This window comes from Curvibacter microcysteis (assembly GCF_028649455.1).
Classification (GTDB): domain Bacteria; phylum Pseudomonadota; class Gammaproteobacteria; order Burkholderiales; family Burkholderiaceae_C; genus Curvibacter; species Curvibacter microcysteis.
Genome location: NZ_JAQSIO010000012.1, coordinates 1 through 21009 on the forward strand (window position 1 = coordinate 1; position 21009 = coordinate 21009).

A 21009-nucleotide genomic window follows, 5' to 3' on the forward strand; every position below is an offset into this window, starting at 1 on the left:
AGCGGTCCCACATCAGCGCCTTTTGGCTGTCGGTGTAGTAGTTTCGTGTCCGATACTTCATTTGCAACACTCCGTCTGCTTACGCAGTTATCAGTGTGTTGCATCGACCGGTTGAATCCGCCGTCGAAAGCAGCCTTCCTATGGGGGAGATGCGACGGGCTGCAGTCAGCCTGAAGCAGCCCACCGCCCCTCCCCTCCACATGCATCGATACATGAACCGCCTCAAATGAGGCGGCATTAATTTCTCAATACGGAATTTCCCCGACGGACTTTATTTACGTCCGACGCACTTTATTTGTTGGAGTCACCCCGCAGCGCTGGGCCCCAACCCTCACTCCACCGTCACACTCTTCGCCAGGTTCCGAGGCTTGTCCACATCGGTGCCACGCGCGCAAGCCGTGTGATAGGCCAGCAACTGCAGCGGCACCACGTGCAGCAGCGGGGACAGGGCGCCGTAGTGCTCGGGCATGCGGATGACGTGCAGGCCTTCGCCGGTCTCGATGCGGGTGTCGGCGTCGGCCAGCACGTACAGCACGCCGCCACGCGCACGCACTTCTTGCAGGTTGCTCTTGAGCTTTTCCAGCAAGGCGTCGTTGGGCGCCACGGTGACCACGGGCATCTCGCTGGTCACCAGCGCCAGCGGGCCGTGCTTCAACTCGCCGGCGGCGTAGGCCTCGGCGTGGATGTAGGTGATCTCCTTGAGCTTGAGCGCGCCTTCCAAAGCGATCGGGTAGTGCAGGCCCCGGCCCAGGAACAAGGCGTTTTCCTTGCGTGCAAAGTCTTCGGCCCAGCTGATGATTTGCGGCTCCAGCGCCAGCACGGCTTGCAGGGCGGCCGGCAGGTGGCGCATGGCTCTCAGGTGCTCGGCCTCGGCCTCGGCGCTCAGCAGGCCACGGCTTTGCGCCAGCGCCAGGGTCAGCAAAAACAGGCCCGCCAGCTGGGTGGTGAAGGCCTTGGTCGAGGCCACGCCAATTTCCACGCCAGCGCGGGTGATGTAGGCCAGCTTGCACTCGCGCACCATGGCGCTGGTGGCCACGTTGCAGATGGTCAAGGTGTGCTCCATGCCCAGGCTGCGCGCGTGGCGCAGGGCGGCCAGGGTGTCAGCGGTTTCACCAGATTGGCTGACCGTCACCACCAGGCTGCGCGGGTTGGGCACGGACTCGCGGTAGCGGTATTCGCTGGCGATCTCGACCTGGGTCGGGATCTTGGCGATCGACTCCAGCCAGTATTTGGCGGTGCAGGCGCTGTAGTAGCTGGTGCCACAGGCCAGGATCAGCACGGAGTCGATTTCCTTGAACACGCGCCAGGCGGCGGCACCGGTTTCGCCGGGTTGAGCGCCCAGGCCGTCAAACAGCTCGGGCACGATGCCTTCAACACCTTCAAGCGTGTCAGCGATGGCGCGCGGCTGCTCAAAAATCTCTTTTTGCATGTAGTGGCGGTACGGGCCCAACTCGGCCGCGCCGCTGTGCGCCTGCACCGTGCGCACCGGGCGGGTCACCGCCTGGTAGCCGCCTTGGGCGTCGCGGCCCAGCACCCAGTAGCGGCCCAGCTGCACGTCCACCACGTCGCCCTCTTCCAGGTAGACGATCTGGTCGGTCACACCGGCCAAGGCCATGGCGTCACTGGCCAGAAAGTTCTCGCCCGCGCCTTCGCCCTGCGTAGCCCCCACGCCCAGGATCAGCGGCGAACCGGCGCGCGCGCCAATCACCCGGTGCGGCTCGTCCTTGTGGAACACGGCAATCGCGTACGCCCCATGCAGTTGCACCAGGGCGGCGCGCACCGCGTCCAGCAGGTCGCCGTCGTACAGGCTGTCAACCAGGTGGGCGATGACTTCGGTGTCGGTCTGGCTGACAAACACATAGCCGCGGGCCTGCAAGGCAGCGCGCAGTTCGTCATGGTTTTCGATGATGCCGTTGTGCACCAGGGCCACGCGCGCAGCGCGTTGCGGCTCGGCACCCGGGCCGTGGCTGAAGTGGGGATGGGCGTTGTGCACTGCCGGCGCGCCGTGGGTGGCCCAGCGGGTGTGGGCAATGCCGGTCACGCCTTGCACGTCGTCGGTGGCCACCTGGCTGACCAGTTCGGCCACGCGCGAGGTGCTGCGCGTGCGGCGCAAGCCATCTGACCAGACCGCCACGCCGCAGGAGTCATAGCCCCGGTACTCCAGGCGCTGCAGGCCTTGAACCAGCACGGGAACGATGTTGCGGGTGGAGACGGCGCCGACGATGCCACACATGGGGAACTCCTTGTTTGTTCAAACCAAAAATCGATCAATCCAACACGGGGTGGGCGATGGTCTGGCCTCTTCGGGGCCGGCCGTCGCGCCACGGACTGACTGGGATGTTAGAAAGAACACGCAAAAATAAATGATCTAAATTTCATTAAATGTGAAATTAAAATTCACTCAAATACATTGACGAAATATTAGTTCAACAAATACATTTTTATGGAACAAATCACAATAGACGGCACCGACCTGCAACTGCTGGACCAGTTGCAGCGCGACGCCAGCCTGAGCAACCAGGACCTGGCTGCGCGCGTCCATGTGTCACCGCCCACCTGTTTGCGCCGGGTCAAGCGCCTGCTCGACGCAGGCTTGATCGAGCGCCAAGTGGCCTTGCTCAGCCCGGACCGGCTGGCGCCCGTGCTCGGTCACGGCCTGACCGCCCTGGTCGAAATCACCCTGGACCGGCAAGATGCCGAGCGCCTGAGCGCCTTCGAGCAGCGCGTGGCGGCCGACGACGCGGTGCAGCAGTGCTACCGGGTCTCGCCCGGGCCTGACTTTGTGCTGGTGGTGGGGGCGCCGGACATGCCTGGCTACCTGGCGCTGGCGCAGCGCCTGTTCACCAGCGATGCCAACGTGCGCAATGTGAAGGCCTTCTTCAGCCTCAAGCGCAGCAAGTTCGAGCCGCGCCTGCCGCTGCCCCTGACGGCGACGGCCACGCGCTGAGCGGCGCCAGCGAGCCCGGCCCTCAGGCCTGGGGCAGGCGCAGGGTCACGGTGCAGCCTTGGTCAGGCTGACCCTGCAACTGGAGGTCGCCCCCCAGCCGGTCCACAATGCGGCGCGCGGCCGCCAGGCCCAAGCCCAGGCCGTCAAAATCACGCGTGGAGTGCAGGCGCTGGAACACCCCGAACAGCTGCGCCTGGTGCTCGGGCTTGTAGCCCGCGCCGTTGTCGCGCAAGGTCAGCTCCACCCACGGACCGTGCTGGGCGGCGGCCAGCTCGATGCGGGCCTCTTCGCGCAAGCGGGTGAACTTGATGGCGTTGTCCAGCAAGTGGTGCAACAGGTCACGCAAAAGGGCCAGATCGGCGCGCACGGCAGGCAGCGCATTCCAGTCCGGCAGAACCCACTGCACACGGCGTTCGGCACAGGCGGGCTGGGCCCCGCGCCAGGCGTCTTGCAGCACATCGCCCAAGGGCAAGGCCTGCAGCTGCAGTTCGGCACTGCCAATGCGACCCAAAGCGATCAGGCCGTCGATCATGCGGCCCAGTTGCTGGGCCGACTGGGTGATGGTGTCCAGAAACTGCAGCGCAGCCGGGTCGGCATTGCTCTCCTGCACCAGTTCGCGCACCAACTGGCCATACGACACCACATGGCGCACGGGCGAACGCAGGTCGTGCGAGACCACGCGCAAAAAGGCCTGCTGGTCTTCGCGCCGGGCCTGCAGTTCAGCGCGCAGACGCAAGACCTCCCGGGCCAGGCTGGCTGGGTCTTGCGCCTGCAGCGCCGCCCAATCGTCCTCGGCACGGTCCGGGGCCGGGCCGCTCAAAGAAGGGGGACGGATCTCGCTCATCGCCGGCTCAGGCCTTGGGGGCTTTGGCTGGCCGCTGCCAGTTGGCAATGCTGACCTGGCGGGCCCGGCTCACGCTCAGGGCGCCGGCCGGCGTGTCCTTGGTGAGGGTCGAGCCCCCGCCCACCGTGCCCCCAGCGCCCAGGGTGATGGGCGCCACCAGCACGCAGTTGCTGCCCACATGCACGTCAGCCTCGATCACGGTGCGGTGCTTGTTGGCGCCGTCGTAGTTGGCGGTGATGCTGCCCGCGCCGTAGTTGACGCGTTCGCCCACCGTGGCGTCGCCCAGGTAGGCCAGGTGGTTGGCCTTGGCGCCTGCGGCCAGCGTGGAGTTCTTGACCTCGACAAAATTGCCGATGTGCACCTCGGCCCCCAGGCGGGCACCGGGGCGCAGGCGGGCAAACGGACCGATCAAAGCCCCCTCACCCACCTCCACCCCGGCTTGCTCACCCTCGATGTGGGTGAAGGGGTGGATCACCGCTCCGGCCGCAATGCGGGCATTGGCGATCACGCAGTGGGCGCCAATGCGCACCCCGTCGCCCAGGCTGACCGAGCCTTCAAACACGCAATTGACGTCGATCTCGACATCGCTGCCGCACACCAGTTGGCCCCGGATGTCCAGCCGCGCCGGGTCGGCCAGGCGCACGCCGGCGGCCATCAAGGCCTCGGCCTGGCGGGCCTGGCAGGCACGCTCCAGGGCCGCCAGTTGCTGCGGGCTGTTCACGCCGGCGACCTGGGTTTCATCGGTGGTGGGCACGCCCAGCACGCCCACCCCGTCGGCCACGGCCATGGCGACGATGTCGGTCAGGTAGTACTCCTGCTGGCTGTTGTGGTTGTTCAGGCGCGCCAGCCAGGGTTTGAGCAGACGCGCCGGCACGGCCATGATGCCGGTGTAGGTCTCCAGGATGGCGCGCTGCTCGGGCGTGGCGTCCTTGTGCTCGACAATGCCGCGCACCGACGCGCCCTCGCGCAGGATGCGGCCATAGCCGGTCGGGTCGTCCAGCGACACCGTGAGCAGCGCCAGCTGCTGCCCACCGCTGGCCTGGACCAGGGCTTGCACGGTGGCGGCCTCGATCAGGGGCACATCGCCGTTGAGGATCAGCACCACGCCATCATCGGGCAGCAGGGGCACGGCTTGCTGCACCGCGTGCCCGGTGCCCAACTGGGGCATTTGGCGCGCATACTGCAAGACGCCGGCCGCGCTCAGAGAATGGTGGGACAAGTGGGCCTCCACCGCCTCCGCGCCGTGGCCCGTGATCAAAACCACGCGACGGGGTTGCAGGCCCTCGACAGTGTCCAGCACATGGCGCACCATGGATCGGCCAGCCACTTTGTGCAGCACCTTGGGCAGGCTGCTTTTCATCCGCGTGCCCTTGCCTGCGGCCATCACCACGACATCCAGAACTGGTACAAATCCCGACATGAAACGTCCTTTTGCTTGTTGCTTACCCTCGGTCGCCGGGGAAGCCCTGGCGCCGTTGCGACGGATTATCACGCTGGCCGGGCTGCTCATTTCGCTGACGCTGCTGTCGGCCTGCAGCACCGTCAAGCTGGGCTACAACGCCTTGCCTGATTTTGGCTACTGGTGGGCCGACGCGTACGTGGACTTTGACAGCGACCAATCGCTGCGCCTCAAGCAAGACCTGAAAGATTTGCAAGCCTGGCACCGCCAGCAAGAGCTGCCGCGTTACCGCGAGCTGCTGCAAACCTTGGAGCGCCGCGTCGCAGGCGAGGTCACGGCCGAACAACTGTGCGAGCTGGTGCCGCCAGGCCGCGAGCGGGTGCAGGCCCTGGTCGAGCAAAGCGCCCCCCTGGTGGCGCGCCTGGCGCTGAGCCTGAGCCCGCCGCAGATCGCCCAGCTGGCCAAAAAATACAGCCGCAACGAAGACGACTACCGCAGCGACTGGGTGGACCTGAGCCGCGAGGCCTATGTGCGCAAACGCCTGGACGAGCAGGTGGAACGCGCCGAGCGCCTGTACGGCAAATTGAACGCTGCGCAAAAGCAGATGCTCAGCGAATCGGTTCAAAACGCCAGCTACAGCCCGCGCCTGGCCCTGGCAGAGCGCCAGCGCAAGCACCAGGACGTCTTGGCCACGCTGCGCCGCCTGATTGAAAACCAGGCCAGCCCCGCTCAGGCCGAGCAAGCCTGGCGCGATTACATCGAACGCGCCATGCGCCCACCCGTGCCCGCCCACCGCGAGCAGCTGGAGCGCTCCATTGACAACACCTGCGCCACCTTCGCGCGCCTGCAGCAGTTGGCCACGGCAGAGCAGCGCGAACGCGCCATGCGCCAGTTGCGCGGCTGGCAAAAAGACCTGCAGGACTTGGCCGCTGCCAAGTAAAAAGCCCCGGCGCGCGCGATGTGCGGCCAGGGCTTGGCAGGGAAGGCCCAGTCCATGGGCAGGCTGCGGTAGCCGCTGAGCTTGGGCCTTTGGCCGAGCCCCTCAGGCCAGACGGCTCGGTCGGCCACCCGTGGCGGCCCAGAACGCCAACCGAGCCACGCCAGCCACCAAGCGCCCCATGGCCTGCGAGCCCGCCAGACCAGCCTGCCAGCCCAAGCCCAGCGCGCGGCCCAGGTCAACCAGGGGTTGACGCACATCGCGCTGCCACGGCGTAGCGGCGACCTCAGGCTCGGCAAAGGGTCGCTGGGGCATCACCTCGCTGACCACCACGTGGGGCAGAGCCCAATCCCGACGGAAGGTCACGTCCTCCCGGGAGAACGCCTCCATCACCACGGTCTGGCCAGCCTCGACCAGCAGCCAGTCACCAGCGCACAGGAAGCGGTCGCCCGACTCATTGCCATGCCCGGTGTGCGGCCCGGTGAAGGTGAGCCAAATTCGACCCTGGTTCACCTCCATCACGCTGCGCTCGCGCGGGCGAAAGGTCACCGCCCGGTTGGCGACCAGTTTCCAGCCACCAGGGAACGCGCGGCCAGCCGGGACGACGGCAGCGGATTGTTGCGATTCCAGAACGGGGCGGGACAGCATGATGAACTCCTTGGTGCTTGAAAAGTCGTTGAAGAGCCTTCATGATCGGCGTCGATCCGTTTTGGGTCCAATGAATTAGCACCTCGCCATTGATTCGCAAAGCGCATGAGTCCACGCCATCGTCAACCGCCCTTCCTGTCATGAGCAAAAGCAGCCCTGCCGTCACCCATTTGCGCAGCCGCCCCGTCGCGGTGGGCCACCTGCGCGCCTTCGAGGCCGTGGCCCGCCACCTCAACTTCCGCATCGCCTCGGAAGAGCTGGCCCTGACCCAGTCCGCCGTCAGCCGACAGATTCAGTCGCTGGAAGACGAGGTGGGCGTGCCCTTGTTCCTGCGCCACACCCGGGCGGTCGAACTGACCAGTGCCGGCGCCCAGTTGCTGCGCACCCTGCTGCCCGCGCTGGAACGCATCGACGGCACGGTGCGGCAGATCCGCCAAAGTGCAGGTCGGCAGAGTGTGGCCATCACCACCTGGGCCTCGTTCGCCTCGATGTGGCTGATTCCGCGCCTGGAGGCCTTCCAGCAAACCCACCCCGGCATCGACATCCGCATCGACGCCACTGACGTGGCCGTCGACCTGGAAACCGCCGACGTGGACCTGGCCTTGCGCTACAGCCTGCCTGGCGGCCCGTTGCGCGGCGCTCAACGCTTGTTTGGCGAGCAACTGGCCCTGGTGGCCAGCCCCTGGCTGCTCAAAAGCGGACAGGCCATCCGCCAGCCCGCCGATGTGGCCCACTTCACCTTGATCGAGGCTGGCGACGCCCACCGCACCCAGCACATGGAGTGGCTGACCTGGCGGCGCTGGTTCCAGACCCAGGGCCTGCAAAACATGGAGCCCAAGCGCTGGCTCTACTTCAACTACGCGCACCAGATCGTGCAAGCCGCCCTCACCGGCCAGGGCGTGGCCCTGGCCCGCATGCCCTTGATCGCCGACAGCCTGGCCTCGGGCGACCTGGTCGAGGTGCTGCCCGGCCACCGGCTCGATTCCCCCCTGGCCTACTGGATGCTGGTGGGCCCCCGCAGTGCCCAACGCCCCGAGGTGAAGGCGTTTTCAGACTGGTTGATCGCCGAAGCCGAGCGCACCCGACTCACCGTCGGCGAAGTGCCCGACACCGACCTCTGCGATGACCTGGGCTGACCCTCTGTTGCCACCCAGCACCGCTGGTGATAATGACCCCACACTTCAGGTGACGGCCCCGCGCCGCGCCCGCCAAGCCGCCCCATGAAACCAAGCCTTCCCGCCACCGAATTCCTGCACCGCATGCAGGCGCGCAACAACTACCGCGCGCTGATCCGCCAGGCGGCGGTGCTGGGCATGGTCATGCACTTGGTGTTCATTGGCCTGTTTGCCTACGCAGGGGTGCCCGAGCTGGCCCTGTTCAACGTGCTCAGCGTGGCCTTGTTCGCCTGGGCCCGCTGGGAAGCACGGCCGCGCGGCCGCTTGGTCGTGGCGGCCCTGCTGCCTTGCACCGAGGTGCTGCTGCACGCGGCACTGGCCTGCGTGGTGATTGGCTGGGACAGCGGCTTTCACTACCTGATGCTGCCCGTGCTGCCGCTGGTGATGCTGGCGTCCAGCACCCCTCAGCGCCTGAAGGTCTTGCTCGCCACCCTGATCGCGGTGTTCTACATGGCGCTCAACGTCTGGACCACCCACCAGGCGCCTTGGTACACGCTGGACTCGACGCTCGAAACAGGCCTGCGCTACGCCAACATCCTCAGCCTGTTTGCCGTGCTCGGTGTGCTGTCACGCTGCTACCTCGGGGTGGTGTCGCGCGCTCAACAGGCCTTGATCACCCTGGCCTCGACCGACCCGCTGACGGGCGCGCTGAACCGGCGCCGCGTGCTGGAGATGGCCCAGCTGGCGACCGCCCGCGGCAAACGCAACAACACGGCCGTGTCGGTGCTGCTGTGCGACATCGACCACTTCAAAGCGGTCAATGACCGGCACGGCCACGACGCCGGGGACAAGGTGTTGAAAGCGTTTTTTGACTGCCTGCAAAAGCAGGCCCGCGAGGTGGACAGCGTGGCGCGCTGGGGTGGCGAAGAGTTTTTGGTGCTCTTGCCCGACACGGAACTGGCCGGCGCCCTGACCCTGGCCGAGCGCCTGCGCCTGCTGGTGGCCGACCAGACCGTCAGCCTGGACTCCGGCTTGCAGGTGCGCTTCACGGTGACCATCGGCGTGGCCCAGATGCGCCCCGCCGAGCCCTTCACCCAGGTGGTGTCGCGCGCCGACGGCGCGCTCTACACCGGCAAACAAGGTGGGCGCAACCGGGTGTTGGCAGCCGGCGGGCCCGTCAAGGCCGCCGGTGCCGGCCCCGCCGGCAGCGAGGCTGGCACGCCCAAGCCCAGCGCCCGCGTTACGCCAGCGTGACGCGGGCAAACTTGCGCTTGCCCACCTGCACCACGTAGGTGCCAGCCCCCAGCTTGAGGGCCTTGTCGCTGACCACGGCGGAATCCACCCGCACGCCACCGCCCTCGATCAGGCGGCTGGCTTCGCTGGTGGAGGGCGCCAATCCGGCGGCCTTGAGCAGGGCGCCGATGCCCAAGGGGGCGCCCGACAGGCTCACCTCGGGAATTTCATCGGGCACGCCACCCTTGCTGCGGTTGTTGAAGTCCTGCTCGGCCGCATCGGCCGCGGCCGCGCTGTGGAAGCGGGCCGTGATTTCCTTGGCCAGGGCGACCTTGGCGTCCTTGGGGTTGCGCCCGCCATCGACCTCGGCCTTGAGCGCGGCAATCTCGGCCTCGCTCTTGAAGGACAGCAGGGTGTACCAGCGCCACATCAGCGTGTCCGAGATCGACAACACCTTGGCAAACATGGTGTTGGGGGCTTCGCTGATGCCGATGTAGTTGTTCTTGCTCTTGGACATCTTGTCCACGCCGTCCAGGCCTTCGAGCAGGGGCATGGTCAAAATGCACTGAGGCTCCTGGCCGTACTCCTGCTGCAGGTGGCGGCCCATCAGCAAGTTGAACTTCTGGTCGGTGCCACCCAGTTCCAGGTCGCTCTTGAGCGCCACCGAGTCGTAACCCTGCATCAGCGGGTACAAGAACTCATGCACGCTGATCGATTGGCCGGTGGTAAAGCGCTTGTGGAAGTCGTCGCGCTCCATCATGCGCGCCACCGTGTACTTGGCGGCCAGCTGAATCATGCCGCGCGCACCCAGCGGATCGCTCCATTCGCTGTTGTAGCGGATCTCGGTCTTGCTCGGGTCCAGCACCAGGCTGGCCTGGCGGTAGTAGGTCTCGGCATTGGCCTTGATCTGCTCGGCCGTCAGCGGCGGGCGGGTGCTGTTGCGACCCGAGGGGTCGCCAATCATGCTGGTGAAATCGCCAATCAGGAAAATGACCGTGTGGCCCAGGTCCTGCAGCTGGCGCATCTTGTTGAGCACCACGGTGTGGCCGATGTGGATGTCCGGCGCCGTCGGGTCCAGCCCCAACTTGATGCGCAGCGGCACGCCAGTGGCCTCGGAACGGGCGAGTTTCTGCACCCAGGCGTCTTGCGGGATCAGCTCCTCGCAGCCCCGAAGGGTGACGGCCAGCGCCTCGCGGACACGGTCGGTCACGGGGTAGTTTGTAACAGCAGCAGCTTGATTCATAAGGGTTTTTTCAGATGTCGGGGCCGCCGGCCCAGATATACTCGTTTGGCTCACAAAAGCGGATTTTAATTGGCCCGCTTTTTGCGATCGGTTCAGCCACTGGCCGAACACCTGCAACCGTCGGGATCCATGCCCCGACATGCTGCCTTTTTTCAAGGCAGAACGATCCTGGGGACTGATTCTTGAAATACGGTTTCACCGCCGCTGGCGAGCTTTTGTGGTCTCGACTGGCGCAGCAGATTGAGCGACATCCGAAACGCGTCACCGCCTTGGTGACAGCCCTGCTGCTCGGCGGCGGGGGCGGCGCCTTCGCCGTGGCCTCCATCGCGCCCGACGCGGCCGACCTGCCGGTGCGCCAAATCACCGAATCCATCGCCACGCCCTCGCTGCAAGCCCAGGTCGAAGCGCTGGACGTGCACCAGTTCAACCTGTTCCGCTCCGACACCGTCCGCCCCACCGACAGCATCGACACCTTGATGCAGCGCCTGGGGCTGAGCGACCCGATGGCCGCCGCCTTTTTGCGCAACGACCCGCTGGTGCGCATCAGCCTGCTGGGCCGCACGGGCCGCCAGGTCAGCGCCGAAGCCACCGACGACCACCGCCTGGTTCGCCTGACCGCACGCTGGACGCCCGACGAAAGCAACACCTTCCAGCGTCTGGTCTTCGAGAAAACCCCGCAAGGCCGCTACACCTCGCGCATCGAAACCGGTCAACTGAGTGCCAGCAGCAAGCTGGCTGGCGGCACCATCCGCAGCTCCCTGTTCGCGGCCACCGACGAAGCCAACATCCCCGACACCGTGGCCACCCAGCTGGCGGAGATTTTCTCGGGCGACATCGACTTTCACCGCAGCCTGCGCAAGGACGACCACTTCTCGGTGGTGTACGAAACCCTGGAAGCCGACGGCGAACCGCTGCGCGCCGGTCGCGTGCTGAGCGCCGAATTCGTCAACGCCGGCAAGACCTACCAGGCCATGTGGTTCCAGGAACCGGGTCAAAAAGGCAGTTACTACACACTGGACGGCAACAGCCTGCGCCGCGCCTTCCTGACCTCGCCGGTCGAGTTCTCGCGCGTGACCAGCGGCTTCAAGATGCGCTTCCACCCCATCTTGCAAACTTGGCGCGCCCACCTGGGCACCGACTACGCAGCCCCCGTGGGCACGGCGGTGCGCGCTGTGGGCGACGGCGTGGTTGATTTTGCAGGCGTGCAAAACGGCTACGGCAATGTGGTGATCGTGAAGCACCGCAACAACCAAACCACCGTCTACGCCCACCTGAGCCGGATTGGCGTGGTTCGCGGTCAAAACATCAGCCAAGGCCAGAACCTGGGTGCCGTGGGCGCCACGGGCTGGGCCACCGGCCCCCACCTGCACTTTGAGTTCCGCGTCAACGGCGTGCACCAAGACCCGATGACGATTGCGCGCCAAAGCGAATCCGTCCCGGTGTCCACCGCGGCGCGCCCAGCTTTCAACCGCCTGGCATCGGCCATGCGCATTCAGTTGTCCGCTGCCGCATCGGTGCAGCAAGCCAGCGCCGACTGAGCCCGCAGCCGATGGGTGCCGCTGCCGACCACTTCATGGGCCTGATGTCGGGCACCTCCTTGGACGGGGTGGACGGCGTGCTGTGTCAGTTCGATGGCGACCAGCCTCGCGTGGTCGCCCATGTGGCCCTGCCCTTCACCCAAAGCCTCAAGCAGACCCTGCTGGAGCTGAACAGCAGCGGCCCCGATGAACTGCACCGTGCCGCCTTGGCTGCCAATGCCCTGGCCCGCACCTACGTGGCGGTGGTGGCCCGCCTGCTGGGCGAGGCCGGCCTGCCGGCCTGGCGCGTACTGGCCATTGGCGCCCATGGCCAGACCGTGCGCCACCAGCCGGGCCTGCACGACGGCACGGGCTACACCCTGCAACTGAACAACCCAGCCTTGCTGGCCGAACACACGGGCATTGACGTGGTGGCGGACTTCCGCACCCGCGACATCGCGGCGGGTGGCCAGGGTGCGCCCCTGGTGCCCGCCTTCCACGCCCGCGTCTTTGGCCAGACCGATCAGACCGTGTCGGTGCTGAACCTGGGCGGCATCTCCAACCTCACCGTCATCCCGCCGCGCGCCCAGGCCCAAGCAGCCCAGGTGGCGGCGGTGCGGGGCTTTGACTGCGGCCCAGGCAACGCCTTGATGGACCACTGGTGCCAACATCACACGGGCCAGGCCTTTGACCGTGGCGGTGCCTGGGCAGCCCAGGGTGAAGTGCAGACCGGCCTGCTTCAGGCCCTGCTCAACGAACCCTTCCTGGACCAGTCGCCGCCCAAAAGCACGGGGCGCGACCTGTTCAACCCCCCGTGGCTGGCGCAGCGACTGGCGCTGTGGCCCGCCTTGCGCGCGGTCGACGTGCAGGCCACGCTGACCGAGTTCACGGCCCTGACCTGCGCCAATGCCCTCAAGCTGCATGGCCAAGGCAGTCAACAGTTGCTGGTGTGTGGCGGCGGCGCCCTCAATGACGAACTGATGCGGCGCCTGCGCGCCCAGCTACCTGACGTCAGCGTGCGTTCCACAGCCATGGCGGGACTGCCGCCGCTGCAGGTCGAGGCCGTGGCCTTTGCTTGGCTGGCGCGCCAGGCCCTGCTGCGCCAAACCGGCAGCTTGCCCAGCGTGACCGGGGCGCAAGGCCCGCGCATCCTGGGCGCGATCTACCCCGCAGGCGACACGCTCTGACGCAGCCCAAGGCCCCACCAAGGGCGCCTGCACCCAAGACCCTGCCGTGGGAGGTACAGGGCGTAAAAAAACCGCCTGAAAGGCGGTTTGTGGGATCTGGCACCAGCGGTGCCGCTGCTGCTGGGCAGCGATCGGACCGGACTCAGACCGAGAAGCTCGAGCCGCAGCCGCAGGTGGTGGTGGCGTTGGGGTTTTTGATCACGAACTGGGCACCTTGCAGGTCTTCCTTGTAATCGATCTCGGCGCCCAGCAGGTACTGGTAGCTCATGGCATCGATCAACAGGGAGACGCCATTCTTGGTCATGGTGGTGTCGTCTTCGTTGGTGATCTCATCGAAGGTGAAACCATACTGGAAGCCCGAGCAGCCACCGCCTTGAACGAACACACGCAGCTTCAGATCAGGGTTGCCTTCTTCTGCAATCAGATCAGCCACCTTGGCGGCGGCGCTGTCGGTGAACAGAATGGGGGTGGGCATTTCGGTCGGCATCGACTCGACAACAGCACTCATGGGGATCTCCGGAAACGGTTTGGGCGCAATAGTACAAGAATTCGCTCGGGAATTCGGATCAGTGCGAATTAGCCGTCAGTGTCAGAAGGGGCTTTTCATCCATGGGCACCGCCGGGCACAGCATGCCGGCGATCACCGCGCCCTGGTGCATCTCCAAAGCCTTGTAGTAGATGTCGCCTTCGATGCGGGCCCGGGGCTGCAGCTCCAGCAGCTCGCGCGCGTGGACGGGGCCGTGCACACGCCCGTTGATGATCACATGGTCGGCATAGACCGCACCGATCACGGTGGCAGTCTCAGAAATCACCAGCAGGCTGGGTTGGGACTCATCGACCCGGATATCCCCCACCACGTCACCGTCGACGCGCAAGCCTTCGGCAAAAGTGATGCTGCCATCAATGCGGCTGCCTTGGGCAATCAGACTCTTGATGGGCGGTTGCTTCTTCTTGGCGAACAAAGTCAGTCCTTTCGAGGTGGAAATGCAGCGTACAAGGGCTCAAAGCTTCAGGGTCTGCACCGCGCGCGAGCCATTGGCGTCCAACACACGGGCGGTGACTTGCTTGACCACTGCTTGCGCAGGGAGCTCCAGCACGCCTTCAAGGCGACGGTATTGGCGAAACTGCAAGGCCACAGGCCCCTGGGGCAAGGGCATCTCCCAGGGCTTGCCAGCCAGGGTGCCCGACAGCACCATCTCAAGCCGCCCTTTGAACTCTGGCCCCGCCTTCACCGGCTGAATGACCAGAATCTGCCAGCGTAACTGCTGGCCCGCCAACACCTCCGCCTGCAGCCCCCGAATGCCCACATCGTCCTGACTGTTGGCAGGGATGAGCTTCTCAAAGAAACCCAGGTCATCGCGCAAGGACCGGTTGTCCTGCTCCAACTGGTGCACCTGGGCCAGCAAACGCTCCTGCGTGGCGCGCTCGGCGGTCAAGAGGCTGCCTGAGGTGTTGGCCACCGACTGGGCCTTGTCGCGCTCATCACGCATCTGTGCCAGTTGCTCGCGCAAGGCCAGCACCTCTTCACGCGCGTGGGGCTCCAAGCCCGCCAGGTTCTTGCCAAACTCAAAGGCCCACAGCGCAATGGCGCCGCAAAAGCCCAGCATGATGGCCAGCACCGCCCAGCGCAAGGGCCATGGCATGGCGCTGCGCACGGACACGCGCGGGGCACTGATGGTGAGGCGGCGACGAAGCAGGCGAAAGCGCATGGGCCGAATGCAACAGAGAAAAAGGGCGAGCGTAAAACAAAAAAACCGCAACAAGTCGAACTTGTTGCGGTTTTCGCAGAATGAAAACGCTGATCAGCGCTTGCTGAACTGCTTGGCGCGACGAGCAGAGTGCAGGCCGACCTTCTTACGTTCCACTTCGCGGGCATCGCGGGTCACGAAGCCAGCTTGGCTCAGTGCGGGCTTCAGCGACGCGTCGTAGTCGATCAGGGCGCGGGTGATACCGTGGCGGGTTGCACCGGCTTGGCCGGATTCACCACCACCGTGCACGTTGACCTGGATGTCGAAGGATTCGACATGGGCGGTCAGCACCAGGGGCTGCTTGGCGATCATGATCGAGGTTTCGCGGCCGAAGTAGGACTGGATGTCCTTGCCGTTGACCGTGATCTTGCCAGTGCCTTTTTTCAGAAACACGCGGGCGACGCTGGACTTGCGACGGCCGGTGCCATTGTTCCATTCACCAATCATCTCGGCTCCTTACAGTTCCAGCACTTTGGGTTGCTGCGCGGTGTGGGGGTGCTCAGCACCGCCGTACACCTTGAGCTTCTTGATCATGGCGTAACCCAGAGGACCCTTGGGCAGCATGCCCTTGACGGCCTTCTCGATTGCACGGCCAGGATGCTTGGCTTGCAGGTCGCGGAAGTTGGTGGCAGTGATGCCGCCGGGGAAGCCTGAGTGACGGTAGTACACCTTGTCCAGGGACTTGGTGCCGGTGACCTTGATCTTGGCGGCGTTGATGATGACGATGAAATCGCCAGTATCGACGTGAGGCGTGTAAATGGCTTTGTGTTTGCCGCGCAGACGGAGGGCAACTTCGCTGGCTACCCGGCCGAGCACCTTGTCGGTGGCGTCAATCACAAACCACTCGTGCTTCACGTCTGCGGGCTTAGCGCTGAACGTAGACATGTATTGCTTTCGAGTTGGTTGCTGGCCTGATCGGCCAGCTACAAAAAGCCCTTTTCCACGGTCGGTGTTTCTCTTCTGGAAACCTCTTAGGTGGGGATCGCAAAGCCAGCCAATTCAACCCCCTTCACGGGTGGCGCCAAGCGGCGCGGCTGTACTGGCCCATCTGCTTTGCAGACTTCGCCGCGGGGCTAAAAACGCTGCGAAGCCTTCTATTCTACAAAATAGCAAGCCGCTCGTCCAGTAGCGAGGCCTCAGGCCCCACCACTTTCCGGCGGCTACGCAAAAAAGGCGCAGCCCTTTCAGGCCGCGCCAATGAAGAAACTCACTCGCACCAAAAATCAGAAGGAATGGCGAATGCCCACGCCGAAGCTGTTGCCGGTGGACTTGGCCGTGATCTTGTCGTTCATGAACACCGCGTAAACGTCGGTGCGCTTGGACAGGAAGTAGTCATAACCCAGGCTGGCAGTCTTGCGCGAAACGCCGCTGTCCAGCGAGGTGTTGGCGTAAGCGGCCAGCACCTTGCCCGCGCCTACCGGGGCACTCAGGCCGACCGAGGTGGTCTTGGCCTTGGGCGTCAGGTTGTTGGCGGCTTGGCCGTAGGTCAGGAAGGCCTTGGCGACGGTGAAGTCATACGAGCTGCCCAACATCCAATCCTTCTTGGTGTTGTTCGACGCAAACGCCGTCACCACGGGGTTGTTGAGCTGGTCGCGTTCGTAGAAAGCGGTCAGGGCCAAGGGGCCATTGAAGTACAGAGCGTTCAGGCCCACGTTCTTCTTGCCGGAATTGCCCGTGGTGCTGTCCTGGTTGCTGAACTGGTAGTGCACATTGCCCGACAGACCGCCGAACTTGGGCGTGCTGTAAACAATTTGGTTGGACCAGCCGGTGTCGGACGGGGTGGTGGCCGTCCAGCCCGTGCCGTTGAACAAGCCCACATTGGCGTGCAGCACCAGGGGCGAGAAAGTGAACGAGTCGCCGAAGGGGTTGAAGATGATGGTGGGCAAGAAATTGGGGGCCTTGTCGCGCCCCAAGGACACCGCACCAAAGTCTCCAGACAGCCCCAGGTTGGCGTCGCGCGAGAAGAAGGTGTCGCCGGTGAAGCGGCCCGGCACGCCCGAGTTGACTTGCATGAAGGAAGTCAGCGCGAAGTTGGCGCGCAAGCCGCCACCCAGGTCTTCCGATCCCTTGAAGCCGATCCAGGAGGTGGTCATGCCACCGCTGCCGACCTTGCTGGTGCGGCCACCATCACCAGCCATGCGGATCGAGCCGGCATAGCTATCCAACAAGCCCATGACTTGCACCGTGCTTTGTGCGTGGGCACCACCGGCCAGAGCAGCCAGCGCCAAAATTGACATGAGGGACTTTTTCAAGTTGTTCTCCAGGGGTTTAAACAATCAAACTGACATTTCAAAATCGCTCGGGTCCACCACCATGAACCCAGGTCTCGGCCGTGCGGGGCATGGGGCTCCCCCCTCCGCTGGCTTCTTTACTTCTTTCACCGAGCACCGCCGTGGTCAGCCCCCGCAGACAGGGCTTGGCTTCACAAGAAAAACCCGGCCCGCAGCGCCGACCGTTTCAATTTAATGACAAGCAATACCTGGGCCATCCAAAACTTCACATAGTGGACATAAGAGGCTGATTACACCCAAACATCGCCTTATCTGTTATAGAAAAACCTCTTTGGCAGACAGTTGGCGAGTCCGCCCAGGGCGACGGCACGCTGCCAGCCTCAAAACAGGCGATTGGCGCGCTCTTGCATGCCGCGGCGGTAGTCCACACAGGCGGCGGTCGCCGTGTTTTCCGGTCGTGCACAAGCCTGGTGCATGCACATGGTCCGCGTGATGACGCTGGCCTCGGCGCACAGCGCGGCACCACTTGGGGTCGACGTTGCAGCGGGCTCTGCGGCCGAGCGCGGCGGCGTGACCTCGGAATGGCGCGCATTGTCCTCACGCCCTGGGCCGCGCACGGCAGCGGCTGACTTGTCCCCCCGACTCGGCGGCTGAGTGCCGGGGCTGGGGGCGGCCGCAGACAAGGGGCTCGCAGATTTGCGAGCGGCCAGCTCGCCAGCCGCTGCAGCGCCTGCTCCCGCTGGCTTGGACAGCGCCGACGGGGCGGCGCCCGCGCCCGGTGCCGGCGGCGAACTCACACCGGCTGCCATCGGCGCCTCGTCCCTGGGCGCGTCTGCACTGGGGCTGGAACTGGGAATCGGCCCCGCTACAGGCGCCATGACCGCTGGCCGAGGGGGTTCGGCCATTTCGGTGATGATCCCCGCGTCTGGGTCGTGCTGATGCTGCCACCACCAACCCAGGAGGGCCCCCAACAAAGGCAGCACCAGAGCCCAGGCCACCGCCAGGCGCCATCGGCGCATGCCCTCGGGTCGAAGCACCGATGGCGCTGCGCCGGGGGCCTTGCGCGAAGCCGACACCTCGGACAAGGGAACCGTCGTTTCCGGCGCGGGCTGCCGCAAAGGCGCCGCGACGGCCTCCGGTCGCGCGTCGGCCGACAACTCCAGCGGCCAGGTGAAATCCAGGTCTGATCCCAAGGGGGCCACTTGAGTGGCCGCGGCCGGCAAGACTGTCGTGACCTCGCCAGAACCCGCTGCAGCGCCGTCGACCGGTGCCGTGCCCGGCGCCACCCACACCGCGCCCAGCTCGGCGCGCCAGTCAAAACGGCTCAGTCGCGTCACATCCACCTCCAAGCCCATGGCCTGCGCCATCACCTCGGTGCTGGCCGGACGCTGCTCGGGTCGAATGGCCAGCGCCTGAGACACCGTGTCGACAAAGGCCTCGGAATAGGACAGGCCAAACTCAGCCTCCACCACCCGAGCCACCTCGGTCAGCGGCAGCATGCGGTCCTTGATGATGCGGAACGTGGCCGGCGGCGCTGGCTTGTTGCACAGGCAGTCATAGACCACGGCGGCCAGCGAGTAGAGGTCCGACCAGGGGCCGGGGTGCATGTCCTCGGCCTCCGCGTACTGCTCGATGGGGGCGTAATTGACTTTCAGGATGGCGGTGTGCTTTTGGGTTTGCTCGCCCACAGCCCGCCGCGCCGCGCCCAAATCCAGCAGCACAGGTGGGCCCAGGTCCTGCAAAAACAGGTTGTCAGGCGAGACGTCGCGGTGCAGGGTCTGGCTCTCGTGCAGGACCGAGAGGGCCCCCAGCACCGCGCCCATGACCACACGCAGCCAGGCCTCTGGCGGCGGGCTGCGCATGTGCTGACGGGCCTGCTTGAGCGTCATGCCCTGGTACAGCGGCATGACCATGTAGGCCGTGCCGTTGGCCTCCCAGAAGCGGAACACCTTGACCAGCGAGGGATGGTCAAAACGGGCCAGCAGCCGGGCCTCGCTGAGAAAGCCCCGCAAACCCGACTCATAAGCCAGCCCGTCCGCCGAAGACCGGGTCGCCACCTGTTGCCCCTGGGTCCGCCCCGCCAAGGCGCTGGGCATGTACTCCTTGATGGCCACGGGCCGGTGCAAAGAATGGTCGAAAGCCCGGTAAACCAGACCAAAGCCCCCGACGCCGAGCAGCCCCGTGATCTCGAACTCCGCCAGGCGCTCGCCCACCGCCAGGGCATCGACGTGCGTCAACACGGTAGGGGGCCAATCAAGGGCGGGGGAGGACATGGACAAGGCGGCAGCGAGGGCAAACGAAGGCCGCTTGGTGCGGCTCGAAACCTCAATTTGAACAATTTACAGGCGCAGAGGATAGCGCCTGGAACGCCGAAACAAAGCGCGGATGCCAACAAATACCGCCAGCCCGTTACCATTGGCGCCATGTTCAGTTACCGCCACGCCTTTCATGCAGGCAACCACGCCGATGTGCTCAAGCACACGGTGCTCGTGTCCGCACTCCACTATTTGACAGAAAAAGACGCGGCCCTGACCGTGATCGACACCCATGCGGGGGCCGGTCTGTACCGGCTGGATGGCGACTACGCCACCACCAGCGGCGAGGCCGAACAAGGCATCCGCGCCTTGCTGGCTGGCCCGGTGGTCGAACCCGAGCCGGTCGATCCAAATGCCCCCAAGGGCAAGTACGCCCCCAAAAAAGAAGGCTTCAAACTGGCGCCGGCACTGGCGTCTTATGTCGAACAGGTGCGCGCCTTCAACAACGGCAACTCGCTGAAGGTCTACCCTGGTTCGCCATTCATCACACAGCGCCTGCTGCGCGGCCACGACCGCCTGAAGGTGTTCGAGCTGCACCCCACTGACGCGCGCGCCCTAGAGGGCAACATCGCCCAACTCGAGGTTGGCCGCCAGGTGGCGGTGATGCGTGAAGATGGGTTTGAGGGCGTGAAGAAATTCTTGCCGCCCCCGGCCCGCCGCGCCCTGCTGCTGTGCGACCCCAGCTACGAAATCAAGACCGACTACCTGCGCGTTCAAGACCTGATCGCCGACTGCCTGAAGCGTTTTGCCACTGGCACCTACGCGGTCTGGTACCCGATCATCCCGCGCCCGGAGGCCCACGATCTGCCACGTCGCCTCAAAACCATGGCCAACAAGGCCGGCAAGTCCTGGCTGCACGCCACGCTGACCGTCAAGTCGGGCACCAAATCAGGCGGCGGTTTGCCGGCCAGCGGCATGTTCCTGATCAACCCGCCCTTCACGCTGAAAGACCAGCTCAAGGAAGCGCTGCCCCAGATGGTGCAGCTGATGGGGCAGGACAAGGGCGCCGGCTTCACCCTGGACAGCGGCGGCTGAGGCCCGTCCCCCCGGGCGTCGGCACGGGCGTCGGCACGGGCCAGCGCCCGCCCCGGCCCGCCCAAGGCGGAGACCGGACAGCCCCGGGCCTCATGACCCGCAGGCGCGGCCTGTGACGGTGGGCAGCGACAGCGCCACCTCTTTGATGCCCGTGCCCAGCAGATCCAAAGCCAGCGCGGCTGCGCGGCTGAGGTCGATGATGCGACCCGCCGTGTGCGGGCCCCGGTCATTGATGCGCACCAACACCTCTTTGCCAGTCACCAGGCTGTGCACGCAGACCCGGGAGCCAAAGGGCAAGGTGCGGTGGGCCGCGGTCATGGCATTCATGTCGAAGCGCTCGCCGCTGGCCGTGCGGCGGCGGTGCAAGGCCAAGCCATACCAAGAGGCCGCGCCACGTTCAAAGAACACTTCATCGGGCGACATCAGGGTGCTCAGCGGGTCGCCGAGGGGCTCAGGGGGCAGGCCGGAAGCCGGTACCTCGTCCAGTTGATCGCGGGTTGGCAGGCTCAAGCCGGGCACCGAGCCAAAGCCGGTCTCGGCAGCCTGGGCCACCGGGACACTCAGCAAGACGCAGGCCGACCAGACCCAGCCCAGCAGCGCGCGCCGCATG

At 65.4% G+C, this 21009-nt stretch carries 20 protein-coding genes; 7 read left to right on the top strand and 13 right to left on the bottom strand.

What is annotated here, in order from left to right; translation table 11 throughout:
* Positions 1-331: 331 nt before the first annotated feature.
* The gene (gene glmS, locus PSQ39_RS20170) at positions 332-2233 is read right to left on the bottom strand and encodes a glutamine--fructose-6-phosphate transaminase (isomerizing) (protein WP_273929228.1); all 1902 of its coding nucleotides are present in this window, start codon (positions 2231-2233) and stop codon (positions 332-334) included.
* 210 nt (positions 2234-2443) lie between these two features.
* Here glmS and PSQ39_RS20175 point away from each other — a divergent pair, with 210 nt between their 5' ends.
* Positions 2444-2947 carry an Lrp/AsnC family transcriptional regulator gene (locus PSQ39_RS20175; protein ID WP_273929229.1) on the top strand — a complete coding sequence of 168 codons (504 nt, stop codon included), beginning with the start codon at positions 2444-2446 and terminating at the stop codon, positions 2945-2947.
* A 22-nt stretch (positions 2948-2969) separates the two neighbouring features.
* Here the strand turns inward: PSQ39_RS20175 and PSQ39_RS20180 are convergent, their stop codons facing one another.
* Both PSQ39_RS20180 and glmU read right to left on the bottom strand, forming a co-directional pair.
* Positions 2970-3791, bottom strand: coding sequence for a sensor histidine kinase (locus tag PSQ39_RS20180; protein ID WP_273929231.1), 822 nt, complete (start codon positions 3789-3791; stop codon positions 2970-2972).
* Between the two features lie 7 nt (positions 3792-3798).
* A complete protein-coding gene (gene glmU, locus PSQ39_RS20185; protein WP_273929233.1) occupies positions 3799-5211 on the bottom strand; it encodes a bifunctional UDP-N-acetylglucosamine diphosphorylase/glucosamine-1-phosphate N-acetyltransferase GlmU in 1413 nt (470 codons plus the stop codon).
* On the opposite strand from glmU, the gene PSQ39_RS20190 reads away from it, so the two are divergent.
* Positions 5210-6130, top strand: coding sequence for a DUF6279 family lipoprotein (locus tag PSQ39_RS20190; protein WP_273929234.1), 921 nt, complete (start codon positions 5210-5212; stop codon positions 6128-6130). The two genes, glmU and PSQ39_RS20190, sit on opposite strands and share 2 nt — an antisense overlap.
* A 102-nt stretch (positions 6131-6232) precedes the next feature.
* On the opposite strand, the gene PSQ39_RS20195 is transcribed toward PSQ39_RS20190, so the two are convergent.
* Positions 6233-6775, bottom strand: a complete 543-nt coding sequence (locus PSQ39_RS20195) for a DUF2917 domain-containing protein (RefSeq protein WP_273929237.1) — start codon at positions 6773-6775, stop codon at positions 6233-6235.
* Positions 6776-6915: 140 nt separating this feature from the next.
* On the opposite strand from PSQ39_RS20195, the gene PSQ39_RS20200 reads away from it, so the two are divergent.
* Positions 6916-7911, top strand: coding sequence for a LysR substrate-binding domain-containing protein (locus PSQ39_RS20200; protein WP_273929239.1), 996 nt, complete (start codon positions 6916-6918; stop codon positions 7909-7911).
* Positions 7912-7995: 84 nt separating this feature from the next.
* Positions 7996-9144 carry a GGDEF domain-containing protein gene (locus PSQ39_RS20205; RefSeq protein ID WP_273929241.1) on the top strand — a complete coding sequence of 383 codons (1149 nt, stop codon included), beginning with the start codon at positions 7996-7998 and terminating at the stop codon, positions 9142-9144.
* Here PSQ39_RS20205 and tyrS read toward each other — a convergent pair.
* Positions 9131-10366: a tyrosine--tRNA ligase gene (tyrS, locus tag PSQ39_RS20210; RefSeq protein WP_273929243.1), complete on the bottom strand. Its 1236-nt coding sequence runs from the start codon at positions 10364-10366 to the stop codon at positions 9131-9133. The two genes, PSQ39_RS20205 and tyrS, sit on opposite strands and share 14 nt — an antisense overlap.
* A gap of 182 nt (positions 10367-10548) precedes the next feature.
* Here tyrS and PSQ39_RS20215 point away from each other — a divergent pair, with 182 nt between their 5' ends.
* Together PSQ39_RS20215 and PSQ39_RS20220 are read left to right on the top strand one after the other, a co-directional pair.
* Complete coding sequence (locus PSQ39_RS20215; protein WP_273929244.1) at positions 10549-11904, top strand: peptidoglycan DD-metalloendopeptidase family protein; 1356 nt, start codon at positions 10549-10551, stop codon at positions 11902-11904.
* 11 nt (positions 11905-11915) lie between these two features.
* Complete coding sequence (locus tag PSQ39_RS20220) at positions 11916-13070, top strand: anhydro-N-acetylmuramic acid kinase (RefSeq protein WP_273929246.1); 1155 nt, start codon at positions 11916-11918, stop codon at positions 13068-13070.
* A 142-nt stretch (positions 13071-13212) separates the two neighbouring features.
* Here PSQ39_RS20220 and erpA read toward each other — a convergent pair whose 3' ends face one another.
* From erpA to PSQ39_RS20255, 7 genes are all read right to left on the bottom strand, one after another.
* Entirely contained in the window at positions 13213-13578 is a 366-nt protein-coding gene (erpA, locus tag PSQ39_RS20225; protein ID WP_273929248.1) for an iron-sulfur cluster insertion protein ErpA, read from the bottom strand.
* Between the two features lie 58 nt (positions 13579-13636).
* On the bottom strand, positions 13637-14032 hold the full coding sequence (locus tag PSQ39_RS20230) for a bactofilin family protein (protein WP_273929250.1): 396 nt from the start codon (positions 14030-14032) through the stop codon (positions 13637-13639).
* A gap of 39 nt (positions 14033-14071) precedes the next feature.
* Positions 14072-14779, bottom strand: coding sequence for a DUF6776 family protein (locus PSQ39_RS20235; RefSeq protein WP_273929252.1), 708 nt, complete (start codon positions 14777-14779; stop codon positions 14072-14074).
* A gap of 93 nt (positions 14780-14872) precedes the next feature.
* On the bottom strand, positions 14873-15265 hold the full coding sequence (gene rpsI / locus PSQ39_RS20240; protein ID WP_273929254.1) for a 30S ribosomal protein S9: 393 nt from the start codon (positions 15263-15265) through the stop codon (positions 14873-14875).
* 9 nt (positions 15266-15274) lie between these two features.
* A complete protein-coding gene (rplM, locus tag PSQ39_RS20245; protein WP_273929256.1) occupies positions 15275-15703 on the bottom strand; it encodes a 50S ribosomal protein L13 in 429 nt (142 codons plus the stop codon).
* Between the two features lie 338 nt (positions 15704-16041).
* Positions 16042-17070 (bottom strand): porin, encoded by a 1029-nt coding sequence (locus PSQ39_RS20250; protein WP_273929257.1) that lies wholly within the window; start codon positions 17068-17070, stop codon positions 16042-16044.
* A gap of 359 nt (positions 17071-17429) precedes the next feature.
* Positions 17430-19322 (bottom strand): serine/threonine protein kinase, encoded by a 1893-nt coding sequence (locus PSQ39_RS20255; protein WP_273929259.1) that lies wholly within the window; start codon positions 19320-19322, stop codon positions 17430-17432.
* Between the two features lie 150 nt (positions 19323-19472).
* On the opposite strand from PSQ39_RS20255, the gene PSQ39_RS20260 reads away from it, so the two are divergent.
* Positions 19473-20399, top strand: a complete 927-nt coding sequence (locus tag PSQ39_RS20260; RefSeq protein ID WP_273929261.1) for a 23S rRNA (adenine(2030)-N(6))-methyltransferase RlmJ — start codon at positions 19473-19475, stop codon at positions 20397-20399.
* A 90-nt stretch (positions 20400-20489) separates the two neighbouring features.
* Here PSQ39_RS20260 and PSQ39_RS20265 read toward each other — a convergent pair whose 3' ends face one another.
* Positions 20490-21008 carry a septal ring lytic transglycosylase RlpA family protein gene (locus PSQ39_RS20265; RefSeq protein WP_273929263.1) on the bottom strand — a complete coding sequence of 173 codons (519 nt, stop codon included), beginning with the start codon at positions 21006-21008 and terminating at the stop codon, positions 20490-20492.
* Between the last annotated feature and the right edge of the window lies 1 nt (position 21009).